This window comes from Halomonas sp. C22 (assembly GCF_007655045.1).
Taxonomy (GTDB): Bacteria; Pseudomonadota; Gammaproteobacteria; order Pseudomonadales; family Halomonadaceae; genus Vreelandella; species Vreelandella hamiltonii.
This window is the reverse complement of sequence record NZ_VBVC01000008.1, coordinates 112,961-127,015: the sequence shown is the minus strand read 5'-3', so window position 1 is coordinate 127,015 and position 14,055 is coordinate 112,961. Positions and strand designations below refer to the sequence as shown.

The following is a 14,055-nucleotide window of genomic DNA, read 5'->3' as shown; positions in this document are numbered from 1 at the left end:
CAATTTAATACCCATTTATCTCAGGAGATATCATGCCGTCTGATCAAACGCCCGTTGATATGATCGAGCACGCCATGCAGGCATTGGCCCACGCCGACCCCGACATTGCGCGCGCCTACCCCCTGGTGGGTGCGCCCAGCCCGCGCCAGCGCGACCCCGGGTTTGCCACCTTCTTCTCGACCATCGTCAGCCAGCAGATCTCCACCGAGGCCGCACGGGCCATCATGGGCCGAGTGAATACGCTGCTGCCGGAGCTGCACGCCAAAGCGGTGATGGAGGTGGAAGGCCAGGCGCTGCGGGATGCAGGCTTGTCGTGGCGCAAGATCGAGTATGCCAAAGGGCTGGCAGAGGCGGAGCTGGCGGGCACCTTTAGCGCCGATGGGTTGGCGCACCTCAGCGATGACGAGGCGATTGCCGCGATTACCCAGCTGCGTGGGTTTGGCCGCTGGAGCGCCGAGATCTACCTGATGTTCTCGCTCAAACGCCCCGATATCTTCCCCGCCGACGACCTTGCGTTAAGAGTGGCGCTGGGCCGCCTGAAGGGCATGGAGGACAAACCCACGCCGCAGCAGGCCCGCCAGTTGGTGGAACCCTGGGCCCCCTGGCGCAGCGTGGGGTCGCTGTTTTTATGGCACTACTATCGCGGCGAGCCGGTTTAGCGCGGCGGTTACAGCGTCAGCCCGCCAAACTTGCCGTTCTGGTAATCCTCTACCGCCTGCACGATCTCGTCGCGGGTGGTCATCACGAAGGGGCCGTGGGAATAGACCGGCTCATCGATGACGTCGCCATGGCCAAACAGCAGGCGCGCATCGCTGGCTGCCTTGATGGCAAGGCTTTCGCCGTCACGGTCGAGTTCGATCAAATGGTGCGCTTTGGCAGGCTCGCCGCCCACCGTCACGTCACCACTCACCACGTACAGAAACACCTGCCGCCCAGGGGCCACGGGAAGCTGCTCATTGGCACCCGCAGGCAGCGCGAGTGTGGACATGAACACGCCGCTCAGCGACTCGATCGGGCCTGACTGCCCTTGCCACTCCCCGGCAATCAGGTTGAGCGTGCCACCGCCCGCCAGGGGAACGGCGGGAATGCCTTCCTGCTGCAAGCCCACGTAGCGCGGCTCGCTCATCTTCAGCCGCGACGGCAGATTGACCCACAGCTGGAGGATTTCCAGCGGCCCGCCTTCGCGCAGGAACTCAGGGGGCGAGATTTCTGCATGCACGATGCCGCTGCCCGCGGTCATCCACTGCACGCCGCCTGCATGGATCACGCTCTGGTGCCTGGCGCTGTCGGCGTGGGCCAGCGAGCCCTCCAGAATGAAGGTGACCGTCTCGAACCCCCGGTGGGGGTGCGGCCCAAACGGCAGCCCACGATTATTGGCGGGATACACCTGCGGGCCGTGGTGATTCAGGAACAGAAACGGATCGAGCTGATCCACGCCAGGCCCCGGCAGCGGCCTGCGGGTGACCAGGTCACCGATATCGTCCCGATGGGCAGGGTGCTGAGCGACCACGCGGCGAACGGATGGGGTATTGGCTGATGACATGACGTCCTCCTTATCGATACGCCCAGCGTAAAACCTCAGCGACGCGATGAGGAGCGAATAATTTGCCTTGGTTCATTGAAGGAAATGCACAAAACCTCAGCGGCTGGGAATGCTCAGCCGCCCCACCACCGCAAAACCATCCTCCTGGGGGCGCACGACCACCATTTCCCCGGAACTGACACCGCCGCCGATCAGCGCCGTGATATTCACCTGATGCGTCACCAGCAGCAGGTTACCCGGCCCCTGCCATGCTTCCATGCGCTCACGAGCCGCTTGGGTAGTGGCCACCTGATCCCCCCGCCCGCTAAAGAACGAGTTCAGCCACGTCGCAGGCGTTATCGGCCCCAACGCCATCAGCTCGGCGGTTTCCAGTGCACGGCACCATTGGGAGCTGTAAACCGCATCGATCGCCACGCCCTGCTGCCGCAACGCCTGCCCCGCCGCTACGGCCTGAGCACGCCCTTCACTGGAAAGGTTTCGCTGGGTGGCACACGTTTCCAACACAAATCCCGGCGGGTCGCCGATGCCCGGCGCCAGCGAGTGGCGCATGAGAATGACCAACCCACCCTGCTGCAGCGCCTGCCAAGTGGCGGTATTGGCCTGAGCAGCAAGGGGCACAAGGCCAAGCAGGCCCGAGAGCATGCACAGCGCGAAGATACGCAGGGTGAACATGGGCAAACCCTCTGATGAGAACGGTCTTCCCCTCTTTTATCAGAATTTCGTCACCACGGTGACCCCCGCGCCTTCGAACTTGTCCATGTTGACCAACGCCTGCACGGACTCTTCCAGCGTGATACGGCGGCCAATCAATTTTTCAGGCGCCAGCTTGCCTGACTGGATCATCGCCAGCATGGCACCGTAGCGATGCGCCTGCATGCCATGGCTGCCCAAAATTTCCAGCTCGTTGGCGATCACCTTGCTCATCGGTACGGCGGGCGTGCTGTGGTCCGCCAGCATCAGCCCCACCTGAACATGCTTGCCGCGCTTGCGCAAATTGCTGATGGAGTTGAAGCAGGTGGTGGGGTGGCCCAGCGCGTCCAGCGAGACATGTGCGCCGCCTTGGGTGATCTCGACCACCGCCTCCACCACGTCGGCCACCTGGTTGGCATTCACCGTGGCCACCGCCCCCAGCTGGCGCGCCAAAGCCAGCGCCTGCTCGGAAATATCCACCGCCACCACGTTGGCGCCGGCTGCGCTGGCAATCATGATGGCCGACAGCCCCACGCCACCGCAGCCGTGCACCGCCACCCACTGGCCCGCCGACACGCGGCCCTGGTCTACCACCGCACGAAAAGAGGTCACGAACCGACAGCCCAGGCTGGCGGCGGTATCGAACGTCAGGGTATCCGGCAGTGCGACCAGATTCACATCGGCGTAGTGAATGCCCACATACTCGGCAAACGAGCCCCAGTGGGTAAACCCCGGCTGAAATTGGGCATCGCACACCTGATGATTGCCGGTGTGGCACTCCGGGCAGATGCCGCAGCCGCCCACGAACGGCACGGTCACCCGGTCGCCAATGCGCCACTTCGTCACGTCCTTGCCCACCGCTTCCACCACGCCGGAGAGCTCATGGCCCGGCACATGGGGAAGCCGGATATCCGGGTCGTGGCCCATCCAGCCGTGCCAATCACTGCGGCATACGCCGTTGGCCATCACCTTCACCACGACCCCGTGAGGCGCTGGCGCTGGGTCGGGCACCTGCTGGATGCTGGGCGGGGTAGAAAACTGCTCGTATACCACGGCTTTCATGGCTCACTCCTGAACGGTCGGCGGTGCGTTGGATGTATACGCACTATAGCGAGCCACGCCCGAAATTACGTTTCCTTCTGATGGACATCCTGCGCCTTTTTGAAGCACTCTTTTCAACAATATGAATAAACCGAAAGAGCCTTTCAAAATGAGCGAGCTTGATAAAAAAGATGCCCGGTTAGCCACCTTGCTGCAGGCAGACGGGCGGGTGGCCAACGCACGGCTGGCCGAGCAGCTGCACCTGAGCGAAGCCACCTGCTGGCGACGCCACAAACGCCTGGAAAAGCTGGGAGTGATCGAAGGCTACCAGGCCATCCTCAACCGCCGCAAAGTGGGCGCCAGCGTGCTGGCCTTCGTGCAAATCACCTGCACCCAGCACAGCGGAGCCGCGACGGCGGAGTTCGAGCGCATCATCCAGGCCAGCTCCCGCGTACTGAGCTGCCACAACACCACCGGCGAAGCCGACTTCCTGCTACAGGTAGTCGCCAAAGACCTGGACGACTACAGCCACTTCGTCGAAACGGTGCTGCGCAAACTGCCCGGGGTATCGAGCATCCGCTCCAACCTCTCGCTGAGGGAAATGAAAGCGACCAGCCATTTGCCGGTGGAGGAGCTGTTGGGGCTGTGAGCTTACTTCCCCGTTTCTGTTGTTGGACGATACCGATGTTCAGCAGGCCTTTGCCGCCCACCTACGCAGGTTGCGCGAGCAGGCCAAGCTATCCCGAGCGGCGCTGGCTCAGCGCAGCTGTGTGCCCGCCCCGACCATCAAGAAATTCGAGCTCACCGGGCAAATATCACTCCACCAGCTGCTGTTGCTCTGGCAAAGCCTGGATGACCTGGCACGGCTCTATGCGCTGACCCAACCCGATGCCCTCGCCGCTAAACAACCCTCCTCCATCGAAGAGGTGCTCAAAGAGGGTCTATAAGTTTGAGCAGCAATTGAACGTCAACGAATTAAGCTGATCGCGTTACTCAACCATCTGGCTCAACGCACTCCCGCGCGGTAGCTATCGGGCTCCAGCCAGAGCTGTTCGTGGAGATCGCCTTTCAGGAAAAATAGTTTCGGGCCCTTACGGAAGTTGAACAGGCGGAATAAATGATAGTGTTCAGAATGGGCGCGCGAACAGTTTAGCTCGTTAGGTGTGATGAAAAACGCGCACTCCTTGGCAAAAGCGGTTGTTTTGACTTCGATCAGCCGGTCACGGCCGTCAGGCTCGAAGGAGCGGATATCGAACCCTAATCCATCCCCCTGAGTCACCGCGACGTGCTCTACCCGCTCAGCCAGCTTATCCAGCCCGGCTTGAAGCAGCCGATGCTGCTCAAACCGCATCACTAGGTGCTCACCTGCAAGCCCTAGCTCACGATTGCGGGTTTCCCGAGCCAAGTAGTCGCGTTTTTGCGGCGGGCGGACCGAATAATCAGCATGAAATTCGCGAACACCTTGTTGCGGTGGTGTCGTTCTAGGAGGTTCGACAATGATACGTTCATCGACGATGCCAACGGTATCCACCACTGGGAGATCAGCAGCCAAACGTGCTGCTCGATCAACGAGCTCGTTGCCTAGCAACAGCTCCTCGACAACGTCAACTAGGCTTTGTTGATAGTTACTACGAGGCTTGTAGCCATCGACATAGGGGCAGTTAGCATCGCGCAACACTGCACTGATATTACAGTGCTTGAACTCAATGGCACCGGCCGAGCGGCCATCAAGCTGTGCCATCAGTGTTCGGTTAAGTGCGCGCTTGTTATAACTTTGCCCGCTCAGTTCCGCTACTAACATCTGCCGGTAGGTAGCAACGATTGCCTCTACCTCCCTTGCACTCCAAGCTGTCGCTCGACTCATGTTCATCACTCAATATTCTGTATCTGCTCCCGCATCTGCTCGATCAGCACCTTCAGCTCTACCGCGCACCGGGTGGTCTCTGCCACCACGGATTTCGATGACAGCGTGTTGGCTTCGCGGTTGAGCTCCTGCATCAGGAAGTCCAGGCGGCGGCCTTTGGGGCCTTTTTGGGCGAGCTGGTGGCGTACTTCGTCGATGTGCGCGGTGAGGCGATCCAGCTCTTCGTCCACGTCGGCTTTTTGGGCCACCAACACCAGTTCGGCTTCCAGGCGCTGGGGGTCGAGTTCGGTCTTGGCGACTTCTAAACGCTCCAGCAGCTGGGCCCGCTGGCGTTCCAGGATTTGCGGCAGCAGGCTGCGTACGGTGGCCACTTGCTCGCTGACGGCGTCCAGGCGGGTGGTGATCATCTCAGCCAGCTTTTCGCCTTCCCGGGCGCGGGCGTCGATCAGTTCCTTGAGCGCCTGGTCGAACAGCGCTTTGGCGGCGGCCTTGATGGCGTCCTGGTCCAGGTGCTGGGTTTCCATCACGCCGGGCTGGTTGAGCAGCGCCAGAGTGGTGGGCGGTACGGCGCTGGGCACCTGCTGCTGAATGGCCGCCAGGGCGTCGGCAATCTCTTGCAGGCGCGCGATGTTCACCGCCGGTGCCTGGGCGGTGTCGGCGCTCTCGAAACGCACGCTGCACTCCACCTTGCCACGCGCCAAGCGGGTACGCAGCGCTTCGCGCAGCAGCGGCTCCAGGTCACGAAGGCTTTCGTGCAAACGAAAATGCGGCTCCAGGTAGCGCTGGTTCACCGAACGTATCTCGACCTGCAGGGTGCCAAAAGGGGCGGCCTGCTCGGCGCGGGCGAAGGCGGTCATGCTGTGAACGTGGCGGGGGCTGGCCATGGGGGCTCCTGTGAGTCGCGTTTTGGTCAGTCTACCTGATCTTGTCGGGGCGGGGTGGCTTGAATGGGCCTGGCCTGAATAGCCCCGTGCCGAGTGGCGTTGACGTGTACAATGGTGGGCCTTTTCAACGTAATGATGATGTGAGGTGCTATGCGTCCTGATGTAGTTCGCCCCAGCGGTCGCGAGGCCAACCAGCTGCGTGAGATTCGTTTGACCCGCGACTTCACGCGCCATGCCGAAGGCTCTGTGCTGGTGGAATTTGGCGAGACCAAGGTGCTGTGCAACGCCAGCGTGGAAGCGGGCGTACCGCGCTGGCTGCGTGGCAAGAATCAGGGCTGGATTACGGCGGAGTACGGCATGCTGCCCCGCGCCACGCACTCTCGCAGCAACCGCGAAGCCACCCAGGGCAAGCAGGGTGGTCGCACGCTGGAGATTCAGCGGCTGATTGGCCGTAGCCTGCGCGCGGCGGTGAATTTGAAGAAGCTGGGAGAGTTTACCATTACCGTGGATTGCGATGTGATCCAGGCCGATGGCGGCACGCGCACGGCGGCGATTACCGGTGGCTGTGTGGCGCTGGTGGACGCCATTCGCTACCTGCAGCGGGAAAAGAAGATCAAGGGCGACCCCTTCAAGCAGTTGGTCAGCGCCATTTCCGTGGGCATTTACAAGGGCGTGCCGGTGCTGGATTTGGACTACCCCGAAGATAGCAAAGCCGACACCGACCTGAACGTCGTCATGACCGAAAGCGGCGAGCTGATTGAAGTACAGGGCACGGCGGAAGCGGGCGCGTTTAACCGCAAAGAGCTGAACGCCATGCTGGATTTGGCCGAAAAAGCCGGTGATGAACTGCGAGAGAAGCAGCGTGAAGCGCTGGGGATTCGCGCTTAGAAGACAAGTCAATTCAGCACTATTGCTGGCGTAAAAACACACCAGCAATAGTGTTATGCGATTATTTAACCGCCGTCACTACTAATTCTAAAAGTACATTCTCACCAAGATCCGCAACACCTAGTGTCGCTCGGGCAGGTAGATGATCTGCATCAAACCATTGAGTCCACACATCGTTCATCCCTTTCTTAAGGTTCAAGTCAGAAACATAGGCAGTTGCGGTAACGATCCGCTTATTATCCGTACCCGCTTCGGCTAGATAGTTTTCTAGTTTATCTAGCACTTGACGTGTTTGACCTGCCATATCAAGCGTAAGATCATCAGCAATTATTCCCCCGAAAAAAACAATGCCATTTGCTTCCACAGCGCGATGCATAATAGGTGTTTGGATATGTCGTTTAATCATAGTACTCTCCTGTTTGCCTTAATTGGCGTTTGTAAACTCGCCCTATTCAGGACAAGGTGTTTGAAATCTTTGAATAGAAAAAGGAGTGATGGGTAGCTTGGGCTCTCGCTCCAAAGCAAGGTCGGCGACTATTTCTCCAGTAATGGGGCCTAACTGATAGCCGTGAGCTGAGAAACCAAAAGCGTGAATAACATTGTCGTGCTGACTGCTGAGACCTATTACAGGAATGTGATCCTGCGTGACTGCTTCGACGCCTGCCCAGGTTCGCATGATGCGTGCCTCTTTCATGAACGGAAACAGGCTGACGACGGTATCGGCATTCTCCGCCAATCCATCCAATCGGGTTTCGGCCACATCGCGAACAGTGTCCACGACACCGCGCACTCCTCCTCCAATCAAAACCGTACCGTTCTCAAACTGCTTGAAAGATAATGGTCGCGATGTCGCGCCCACTACGGTTCCTAAAAATGGCGATAGTCGCTCAGTAATCATTAACATGGGGGCTTCAGCAGTGAGAGGAACCGGCTCTTCTAACCATTTGCAAAGCTCTCCTGCCCAAGCCCCAGCACAATTGACAAGCAAGTCAGCATCAAAATACTCGCCACCACCGCTCAGCCGCCAGCCGTTTCCCTTGGTCTCAATGGTGGTTATCTCGATACCTTCACGGAATCGTGCTCCCTGGCGCTCGGCCTCTCGACGCCAGGCAGTAACAGTACGATAAGGATTGGCAAAGCCATCGCCATCACACGCCAGCGCTCCCGGGCAGTGGTCGGCCAACGTCGGCAACCGACGGTGCAACTCGTCACGGCCGATCAGGACTTCATGGTGAAACCCCAAGTCACGTACCTGGCGCTCGCGGTCGGCAAGGATGGCCATGTCGTTATCGTTTTCGGCTACCTTGACCTGCCCAACAGGACGAAATCCGCAGTCGTCACCGACGATGTCGGTCATACACTGCCAGCGCTCCCAAGCTGCTACTGCCAACGGGATCTCTGCAGGGTGTCGGCCTAAACGCCTCACACCACCTGCATTGACACCCGAGGCGTGACGACCTGCATAGGTCTTATCAATGACAGTGACTTCGTACCCTTGGAGACTTAACCGCAGTGCGGCACTGCAGCCATGAAATCCTGCGCCCACAACTACTACACGACGAGACATCAGCCTTCCTCCGCCGCCTTTGCAAGCTGTCCGAGAGTGATCGGTTTGAAAGGTGGGCGCAGTCTGTAATAGCCGGTTTCTTCAACACTCTGTTGATTGGCATCTGCTAGCAGTTCGCTCACGGTAATACCGCACATACGGCCTTGACACGGCCCCATGCCACAACGAGTGAACGACTTAGTTTGATTGGGACCTCGGCAGCCCATGTCAGCCATGCGCCGGATTTCTCCGCCGGTTACCTCTTCGCACCGACAGGCTAGCGTATCGTCATCGGGTAAACGCCATTGTTTTGCAGGTCTATATAACACATCGAGAAAAGGTCTAATCGCGGTGTCAAGCGCTAGTGCTTTACGAATTGGTTGGGCGCGTTCAGTACTGTTCTCCAAGGTTAACTTACCTAGTGCCAGGGCAGCCCCCAGTCCCGCTAATTGACCTTGCATGGCCGCGGCCTTGGCTCCTACGATACCGCCTCCATCACCCGCTACGGCAATACCTGGGATATCAGTGCCCAGCCACTCATCCAGACGTGGCCTCCAGGCTAATTGCTGCTCATCCCACTCATGGTGGCAATCCACCGCCCAAGTGATTTGGGTATTGGGGATAACGCCTTGATGAAGCAGCAAAGTAGGCGTTTCAAGTGTCTGCCAATTATCATCGCCCTGTTGCTTCCATAAAACGCGCTCCAACTGACCACTACCTTCGGCACGCAGAGCGCTTACACCTCTAATGTGGCGAACACCAGCACGACGTAGTTCACGTAATAGTCCCACCCCTTTTAATAAGGTACTGACATTACGTAACGCACCGGGAACATGCTTGAGAGCGGCGCGATAGCGATCCCGTGGCGTTGTATCAAGAATAGCCGCTATCTCGACACCTGCGCGAAGGTACTGAGTGGCCAGCAGCAATAATAAGGGGCCACAGCCGGCTAGAACGACGGATGTCTGGGGCACAGCCCCGGCACTCTTGAGTAATATTTGACCACTACCTGCCGTCATGACCCCAGGTAATGTCCAACCTGGGATTGGCATAGGCCGCTCCATGGCTCCTGTGGCAAGGATGATATGCCGCGCACCGATCATTTCTGCCTTGTCATCATGCAATAGCCCGATTTCACGCTGCCGGGTCAGTTGCCAAACGGTAGTTGCAGGACGATAGTCAATTTGAGGGTCTTTAAGCCCCTTTATTAGAGACTCGCCAGACCAGTAATCCTCGCCAAGAATCTGCCGATCACGTACGGGGGTACGTTCCAATGCACGATAAATTTGACCACCAGCGGCAGGCTGCTCATCTATTACCACCGGCGTAATGCCATGTTCAAGGGCTGTAGTTGCTGCGGCCATACCTGCGGGACCTGCACCAAGAATGACTAGGTCATGCGTAATCATGAAATTAATCTCCTGGCGCCCGGCTGTATATGGACATGCATCCCATCGCTAACCTCGACCTGGCAGGCCTGGACATTGGGGTTGCCATCGATATCTACCAGGCACTCGAAACACACTCCCATCATGCAGTAAGGGGCACGTGGGGTATTGCTGACCGGCGTGGTTCGACAGATGCTGATACCCGAGGCCAGCAGCGCCGCCGCCACTGTATCGCCAGGGCGAGCGGTTACGGTCTGCTCATCAAAGCGGAAAGTTACTACCGCTTCGTTGGTGGCTTCAGGCGGGGATAGGCGTTTGAACATGGAATCTCTCCGCGGTAAAAGGACTGATTTCGGCGGGTGGTTCAGCACCTGCGAACCAAGGCGCCAAACATTTCGCATGGGCGGCGGCCAGCGTCACGCCGCTATGGCAACAGGCGACAAAGGCCCCAGGGTGGCTTTCGGATGCGTGATAAAGCGGGTAGCCATCGGGCGTCATGACCCGTAACGCTCCCCAGCTACGAACCACACGAGTGTTAGCAAGCGCCGGCAATGCGCGTACGGCGCGTTGGGCGATTTGAGCCAACACCGGCGTTTCGGTGCCGTCATCGAAACCGACGTCTTCATGGGAGTCGCCCATCAGTATTGAGCCTTCGCCGGTCTGGCGAAGATACGTGGTGGGTAGGTCAAGCAACGGCCGCATACGTTCGGTGACCAAGATTTCGCCTCGATTGGGTACAAGCGGTGCATCGAGTCCGACCTGCGGGGCCAGCTCTCGATTGCCGAGCCCAGCTGCCAGGATGACCCGTCCAGCGATGAGGGTCTGGTGATCACGCTCGATCACAAAGCTATTTCCGTTGCGCCGAATACGATGGACTTTCCTGCCGGGCACGAACCGCCCGCCGTAGTGACGAATCCCATCATGCAGGGCACGCAGCAGATAGAGAGGGTTGGCGTGACCATCCCAATTTGACCATGAAGCACCGGTAACGCTTTCGCCGATCTCGGGGATCAAGTCGCGTAGCTGGTCATGATCCAGCATGTCGAATGTGAATTGTCGTCCGGTCGCCTGAGCTAGCGCGTCGAGTTCCACCGCGCGATTCTCCAGCTCCGCCTGGCTGTAGCAGAGATGGACGCCGCCAGGGTTGTGATGCTGTGTGGCGACTCCCGTCAGCTCGAAGAGCTCCTGGGAAAGTGCCGTCCACAGGGAAGCCGAGCGCATGCTCCAGCGCGAATAGAGAGGGATCTCCTGCCCCTTGCCTTGCACCCATACCAATCCGAAATTGCCTCGCGAGGCACGATAGGCCACATCGCCTTCATCCAGGACGCTGACCTGATGGCCTTGGCTGGCCAGCCCATAGGCGATTGCACTGCCTACTAGCCCTCCGCCGATCACGGCGAAATCACACTGCTGCATAGCTGGCTCCTTAGCCCTTGCCGATGAGAACTTTGTCGATTCCGTAAAGCCGGTCGAGCAGTACCATGAACAGCACCGTCAGCACGATCAGCACGGTAGAGACCGAGGCGATCAACGGATCGACGGTATGAGCGATATGGTTATACATCTGCACAGGCAGCGTGGTCGTGCTGGGCGAGGCCACGAAAATGGTCATAGACAATTCATCGAAGCTAGTGGTGAACGCCAGTATCCAGCCCCCTGCGATACCAGGAAGGATCATCGGCATGGTGATGCGTCGGAACGTCGTCCATTGCGAAGCACCCAGCGACAGGGCGGCCTTTTCAGCACTACGATCCATGCCGAACACAGATGCCATAACCAGACGCATGGTATAGGGCATGACGATGATCACGTGGGCCGCAATCAATGCCCAGAAACTACCGTAAATGCCTATCTGGGAGAAAAAGCTCAAAAACGCCACCCCGAGAACGACATGGGGGATCATCAGCGGCGACAAGAATAAGCCGACCAACGCGTCGCGGCCCCGAAACCGGTAACGAACAATGGCCAGCGCCGCGGGCACCGCCAGCAAGGCCGAAACACTGGCGGCAGCAATACCGAGATATAGGCTATTCCAGAAAGCGCGGATGAAGTCATGGTGCTCGAAGATTGCTGTGAACCAGCGCAGCGAGAACCCGTCCGTAGGGTAGGAGAGATAGCCATGCGGTGTGAAGGCCACCAGCATTACTACCACCAGGGGAGCCAACAGGAAAATGACGAACAGCGTGTGAAACGTCAGGGCGAGTTTACTATTACGTAGCATCGTGATGACTCCTAGCCCAGGGTACGGCGGAAACGCCGCTCCATCATGCGGTTGTAGCTCATCACCACAACGACATTGGCCACCAACAGCACGATGGCGATCGCCGCCCCGAGCGGCCAATTCATGGTGCTGAGATATTCGTCGTAAGCAGCGGTAGCTGCCACCTTGAGACGCCGTCCACCGATAATGGCCGGCGTGGCGAAGGCGCTGGCGGACAAGGCAAAGACGATCAAGCTGCCGGAGAGGATGCCGGGCAGTACCTGGGGTATGACCACTCGACGAAAGACGGTGGCATGGCTGGCGCCCAACGAAAGGCCGGCATGTTCGACGGCAGGATCGAGCTTCTGCAGGGCGGCCCATACCGAAATCACCATCAGCGGTACCAGCACATGAACCAGCGCGAGAATCACTCCCGTGTGGGTATACATCAAGTTACCGGCACTGGACTCGGCAATACCGCTTCCTTCCAGAAACTTGCCAAGCAAGCCGTTGCCACCGATCAACAGGACCCAGCCAAGCGTTCGCACGACCACTGAAATCAATAGCGGCGCCAGGGTGATGACAAGAAACAGCGAGCGCCATGGACTGCGCATGCGCGAAAGAATGTAGGCCTCCGGCACGCCGATCAGGATACACAGCACCACTACCGCTATGCTGATGCCGTAGGTGCGCAGAAATATCTCGTGAAAATAACTGTCTTGCAGGACCTCAATATAGTTTTCGAGGCCGAATGACGAGACGATGCCGACCGAATAATCAAAGCTGTTGAAACTGAGTATCAGCGTCATGATCAGCGGCATGCCCAGCAGGGTGAGAAAGAAAACGGCGCCTGGGGCGCTCAACAACCACGGCACCGGATTAAGCGAGCGCCCCCGGGGTGACGAAGAGGGAAGATGGGAAACAAGCTCAGCCATTTGCTTGCTCCCCCAGGACACGTACCGCCCCGTCTTGCCAGCAAATACCGACATCATCGCCTACCGCCGCCCCTTGGATGCCCAGGTTCGGCTGAGTGATCAACAGCTCGCCGGCACTACTGTCGACTTGGTACAGCCAGTGGTTGCCCAGGAACAGTCGTGTCCGCACACGCCCCTGTAGCTGACCGGCCGTGTGCTGAGTCAACTCCAGTTTTTCCGGGCGAATCGACAGTTGAACCTTGTTCCCCTTGATCTCATCGGGCACGGCGATCTCGAGCAGACAGTCGCCGAGCTTGACGTGGGCCTGCCTGCCTTCACGCTGGTCTATGTGGCAGTCAAACAGGTTGGTCTTGCCGACAAATGAAGAAACGAAGTTGTCTCTGGGGCTCTCGTAGGCTGCAAAGGGCTCGTCCACCTGTACCACCTTGCCCTGATTCATCACTACGACACGATCACTGAGCGAAAGCGCTTCCGATTGATCATGGGTGACCATCAGGGTCGTGGTGCCGACCTGCTGCTGGATATTACGCAGCTCGATCTGCATGTTTTCTCTCAATTGCGCATCTAGGTTGGAAAGGGGCTCATCAAGCAGCAGCAACGGTGGCCGAATGACCAGTGCTCGGGCCAGAGCCACCCGCTGGCGTTGACCACCCGACAGTTCGCGGGGGTAGCGATCTTCGAGATGATCAAGACACACCAGTTCCAGTGCTTCACTGACTTGCTGACGGCTTTCACCGGCAGGGACCTTGCGCATTTCCAGGCCGAAACGAACGTTTTCCGCCACGGTCATGTGGGGAAACAGGGCATAGCTCTGGAACACGATGCCGATGCCCCGTTGATTAGACTTGCAGGACGTAATGTCCTCCCCCTTCATCAGGATACGTCCGCGAGTGGGCTCAACGAAGCCGGCAATCATTTGCAGGGTGGTCGTCTTACCGCAACCCGACGGACCGAGTAGCGAGACGAACTCGCCTTGGTCGATATCGAGGGTGATGTCTTGCACGGCAGTATTGCTGCCGAAGCGCTTGGTCAATGACTCTAAACGAAGAAAACTCATAGCAGGACTCCCCCACACC

The 14,055-nt window shown here is 58.7% G+C and carries 17 protein-coding genes; 4 read left to right on the top strand and 13 right to left on the bottom strand.

The genetic code is table 11. The features are described 5' to 3' along the window. Positions 1-32 precede the first annotated feature (32 nt). The gene (locus FEU76_RS14920; RefSeq protein WP_039178954.1) at positions 33-659 is read left to right on the top strand and encodes a DNA-3-methyladenine glycosylase family protein; all 627 of its coding nucleotides are present in this window, start codon (positions 33-35) and stop codon (positions 657-659) included. An 8-nt stretch (positions 660-667) separates the two neighbouring features. Here the strand turns inward: FEU76_RS14920 and FEU76_RS14915 are convergent, their stop codons facing one another. The 3 genes from FEU76_RS14915 to FEU76_RS14905 all read right to left on the bottom strand — a co-directional run bounded on the left by FEU76_RS14915 (position 668) and on the right by FEU76_RS14905 (position 3,295). Then, entirely contained in the window at positions 668-1,543 is an 876-nt protein-coding gene (locus FEU76_RS14915) for a pirin family protein (protein ID WP_039178955.1), read from the bottom strand. 96 nt (positions 1,544-1,639) lie between these two features. Beyond that, positions 1,640-2,215, bottom strand: a complete 576-nt coding sequence (locus FEU76_RS14910) for a histidine phosphatase family protein (RefSeq protein WP_052196405.1) — start codon at positions 2,213-2,215, stop codon at positions 1,640-1,642. 39 nt (positions 2,216-2,254) lie between these two features. After that, positions 2,255-3,295 carry a zinc-dependent alcohol dehydrogenase family protein gene (locus FEU76_RS14905; RefSeq protein ID WP_144984042.1) on the bottom strand — a complete coding sequence of 347 codons (1,041 nt, stop codon included), beginning with the start codon at positions 3,293-3,295 and terminating at the stop codon, positions 2,255-2,257. Between the two features lie 148 nt (positions 3,296-3,443). Between FEU76_RS14905 and FEU76_RS14900 the strand changes: the two genes are divergently transcribed. Together FEU76_RS14900 and FEU76_RS14895 are read left to right on the top strand one after the other, a co-directional pair. Further along, complete coding sequence (locus tag FEU76_RS14900; protein ID WP_039178962.1) at positions 3,444-3,923, top strand: Lrp/AsnC family transcriptional regulator; 480 nt, start codon at positions 3,444-3,446, stop codon at positions 3,921-3,923. Between the two features lie 19 nt (positions 3,924-3,942). Then, complete coding sequence (locus FEU76_RS14895; RefSeq protein WP_446718810.1) at positions 3,943-4,221, top strand: helix-turn-helix domain-containing protein; 279 nt, start codon at positions 3,943-3,945, stop codon at positions 4,219-4,221. 59 nt (positions 4,222-4,280) lie between these two features. On the opposite strand, the gene FEU76_RS14890 is transcribed toward FEU76_RS14895, so the two are convergent. Together FEU76_RS14890 and FEU76_RS14885 are read right to left on the bottom strand one after the other, a co-directional pair. Next, positions 4,281-5,138 (bottom strand): DUF3883 domain-containing protein, encoded by an 858-nt coding sequence (locus FEU76_RS14890; protein ID WP_052196414.1) that lies wholly within the window; start codon positions 5,136-5,138, stop codon positions 4,281-4,283. 5 nt (positions 5,139-5,143) lie between these two features. Then, positions 5,144-6,022, bottom strand: coding sequence for a YicC/YloC family endoribonuclease (locus tag FEU76_RS14885; RefSeq protein WP_039178968.1), 879 nt, complete (start codon positions 6,020-6,022; stop codon positions 5,144-5,146). 150 nt (positions 6,023-6,172) lie between these two features. On the opposite strand from FEU76_RS14885, the gene rph reads away from it, so the two are divergent. Continuing rightward, positions 6,173-6,910: a ribonuclease PH gene (rph, locus tag FEU76_RS14880; protein WP_144984039.1), complete on the top strand. Its 738-nt coding sequence runs from the start codon at positions 6,173-6,175 to the stop codon at positions 6,908-6,910. A 61-nt stretch (positions 6,911-6,971) separates the two neighbouring features. On the opposite strand, the gene FEU76_RS14875 is transcribed toward rph, so the two are convergent. Genes FEU76_RS14875 through FEU76_RS14840 form a run of 8 tightly spaced genes read right to left on the bottom strand, consistent with a single transcriptional unit; the run spans position 6,972 to position 14,036 of the window. Continuing rightward, on the bottom strand, positions 6,972-7,316 hold the full coding sequence (locus FEU76_RS14875) for a RidA family protein (RefSeq protein ID WP_144984036.1): 345 nt from the start codon (positions 7,314-7,316) through the stop codon (positions 6,972-6,974). A 42-nt stretch (positions 7,317-7,358) separates the two neighbouring features. Beyond that, positions 7,359-8,477: an NAD(P)/FAD-dependent oxidoreductase gene (locus FEU76_RS14870; protein ID WP_144984033.1), complete on the bottom strand. Its 1,119-nt coding sequence runs from the start codon at positions 8,475-8,477 to the stop codon at positions 7,359-7,361. After that, positions 8,477-9,865 (bottom strand): NAD(P)/FAD-dependent oxidoreductase, encoded by a 1,389-nt coding sequence (locus FEU76_RS14865; protein WP_144984030.1) that lies wholly within the window; start codon positions 9,863-9,865, stop codon positions 8,477-8,479. The genes FEU76_RS14870 and FEU76_RS14865 overlap by 1 nt, the downstream gene beginning before the upstream one ends. Next, positions 9,862-10,167 carry a (2Fe-2S)-binding protein gene (locus tag FEU76_RS14860; RefSeq protein ID WP_144984027.1) on the bottom strand — a complete coding sequence of 102 codons (306 nt, stop codon included), beginning with the start codon at positions 10,165-10,167 and terminating at the stop codon, positions 9,862-9,864. Before FEU76_RS14860 ends, FEU76_RS14865 begins: the two co-directional genes overlap by 4 nt. Further along, entirely contained in the window at positions 10,142-11,260 is a 1,119-nt protein-coding gene (locus tag FEU76_RS14855) for an NAD(P)/FAD-dependent oxidoreductase (RefSeq protein WP_144984024.1), read from the bottom strand. The genes FEU76_RS14860 and FEU76_RS14855 overlap by 26 nt, the downstream gene beginning before the upstream one ends. A gap of 10 nt (positions 11,261-11,270) precedes the next feature. After that, positions 11,271-12,065: an ABC transporter permease gene (locus FEU76_RS14850; RefSeq protein WP_144984021.1), complete on the bottom strand. Its 795-nt coding sequence runs from the start codon at positions 12,063-12,065 to the stop codon at positions 11,271-11,273. An 11-nt stretch (positions 12,066-12,076) separates the two neighbouring features. Beyond that, complete coding sequence (locus FEU76_RS14845; RefSeq protein ID WP_144984019.1) at positions 12,077-12,979, bottom strand: ABC transporter permease; 903 nt, start codon at positions 12,977-12,979, stop codon at positions 12,077-12,079. Further along, positions 12,972-14,036, bottom strand: a complete 1,065-nt coding sequence (locus tag FEU76_RS14840; RefSeq protein ID WP_144984016.1) for an ABC transporter ATP-binding protein — start codon at positions 14,034-14,036, stop codon at positions 12,972-12,974. The genes FEU76_RS14845 and FEU76_RS14840 overlap by 8 nt, the downstream gene beginning before the upstream one ends. Positions 14,037-14,055: the final 19 nt, after the last annotated feature.

Excerpts from the sequence above, each read along its gene's own strand:
- FEU76_RS14920 (WP_039178954.1), top strand. The coding sequence starts at position 33 with ATGCCGTCTGATCAAACGCCCGTTGATATGATCGAGCACGCCATGCAG.
- FEU76_RS14915 (WP_039178955.1), bottom strand. The coding sequence starts at position 1,543 with ATGTCATCAGCCAATACCCCATCCGTTCGCCGCGTGGTCGCTCAGCAC.
- FEU76_RS14910 (WP_052196405.1), bottom strand. The coding sequence starts at position 2,215 with ATGTTCACCCTGCGTATCTTCGCGCTGTGCATGCTCTCGGGCCTGCTT.
- FEU76_RS14905 (WP_144984042.1), bottom strand. The coding sequence starts at position 3,295 with ATGAAAGCCGTGGTATACGAGCAGTTTTCTACCCCGCCCAGCATCCAG.
- FEU76_RS14900 (WP_039178962.1), top strand. The coding sequence starts at position 3,444 with ATGAGCGAGCTTGATAAAAAAGATGCCCGGTTAGCCACCTTGCTGCAG.
- FEU76_RS14890 (WP_052196414.1), bottom strand. The coding sequence starts at position 5,138 with ATGAGTCGAGCGACAGCTTGGAGTGCAAGGGAGGTAGAGGCAATCGTT.
- FEU76_RS14885 (WP_039178968.1), bottom strand. The coding sequence starts at position 6,022 with ATGGCCAGCCCCCGCCACGTTCACAGCATGACCGCCTTCGCCCGCGCC.
- rph (WP_144984039.1), top strand. The coding sequence starts at position 6,173 with ATGCGTCCTGATGTAGTTCGCCCCAGCGGTCGCGAGGCCAACCAGCTG.
- FEU76_RS14875 (WP_144984036.1), bottom strand. The coding sequence starts at position 7,316 with ATGATTAAACGACATATCCAAACACCTATTATGCATCGCGCTGTGGAA.
- FEU76_RS14870 (WP_144984033.1), bottom strand. The coding sequence starts at position 8,477 with ATGTCTCGTCGTGTAGTAGTTGTGGGCGCAGGATTTCATGGCTGCAGT.
- FEU76_RS14865 (WP_144984030.1), bottom strand. The coding sequence starts at position 9,865 with ATGATTACGCATGACCTAGTCATTCTTGGTGCAGGTCCCGCAGGTATG.
- FEU76_RS14860 (WP_144984027.1), bottom strand. The coding sequence starts at position 10,167 with ATGTTCAAACGCCTATCCCCGCCTGAAGCCACCAACGAAGCGGTAGTA.
- FEU76_RS14855 (WP_144984024.1), bottom strand. The coding sequence starts at position 11,260 with ATGCAGCAGTGTGATTTCGCCGTGATCGGCGGAGGGCTAGTAGGCAGT.
- FEU76_RS14850 (WP_144984021.1), bottom strand. The coding sequence starts at position 12,065 with ATGCTACGTAATAGTAAACTCGCCCTGACGTTTCACACGCTGTTCGTC.
- FEU76_RS14845 (WP_144984019.1), bottom strand. The coding sequence starts at position 12,979 with ATGGCTGAGCTTGTTTCCCATCTTCCCTCTTCGTCACCCCGGGGGCGC.
- FEU76_RS14840 (WP_144984016.1), bottom strand. The coding sequence starts at position 14,036 with ATGAGTTTTCTTCGTTTAGAGTCATTGACCAAGCGCTTCGGCAGCAAT.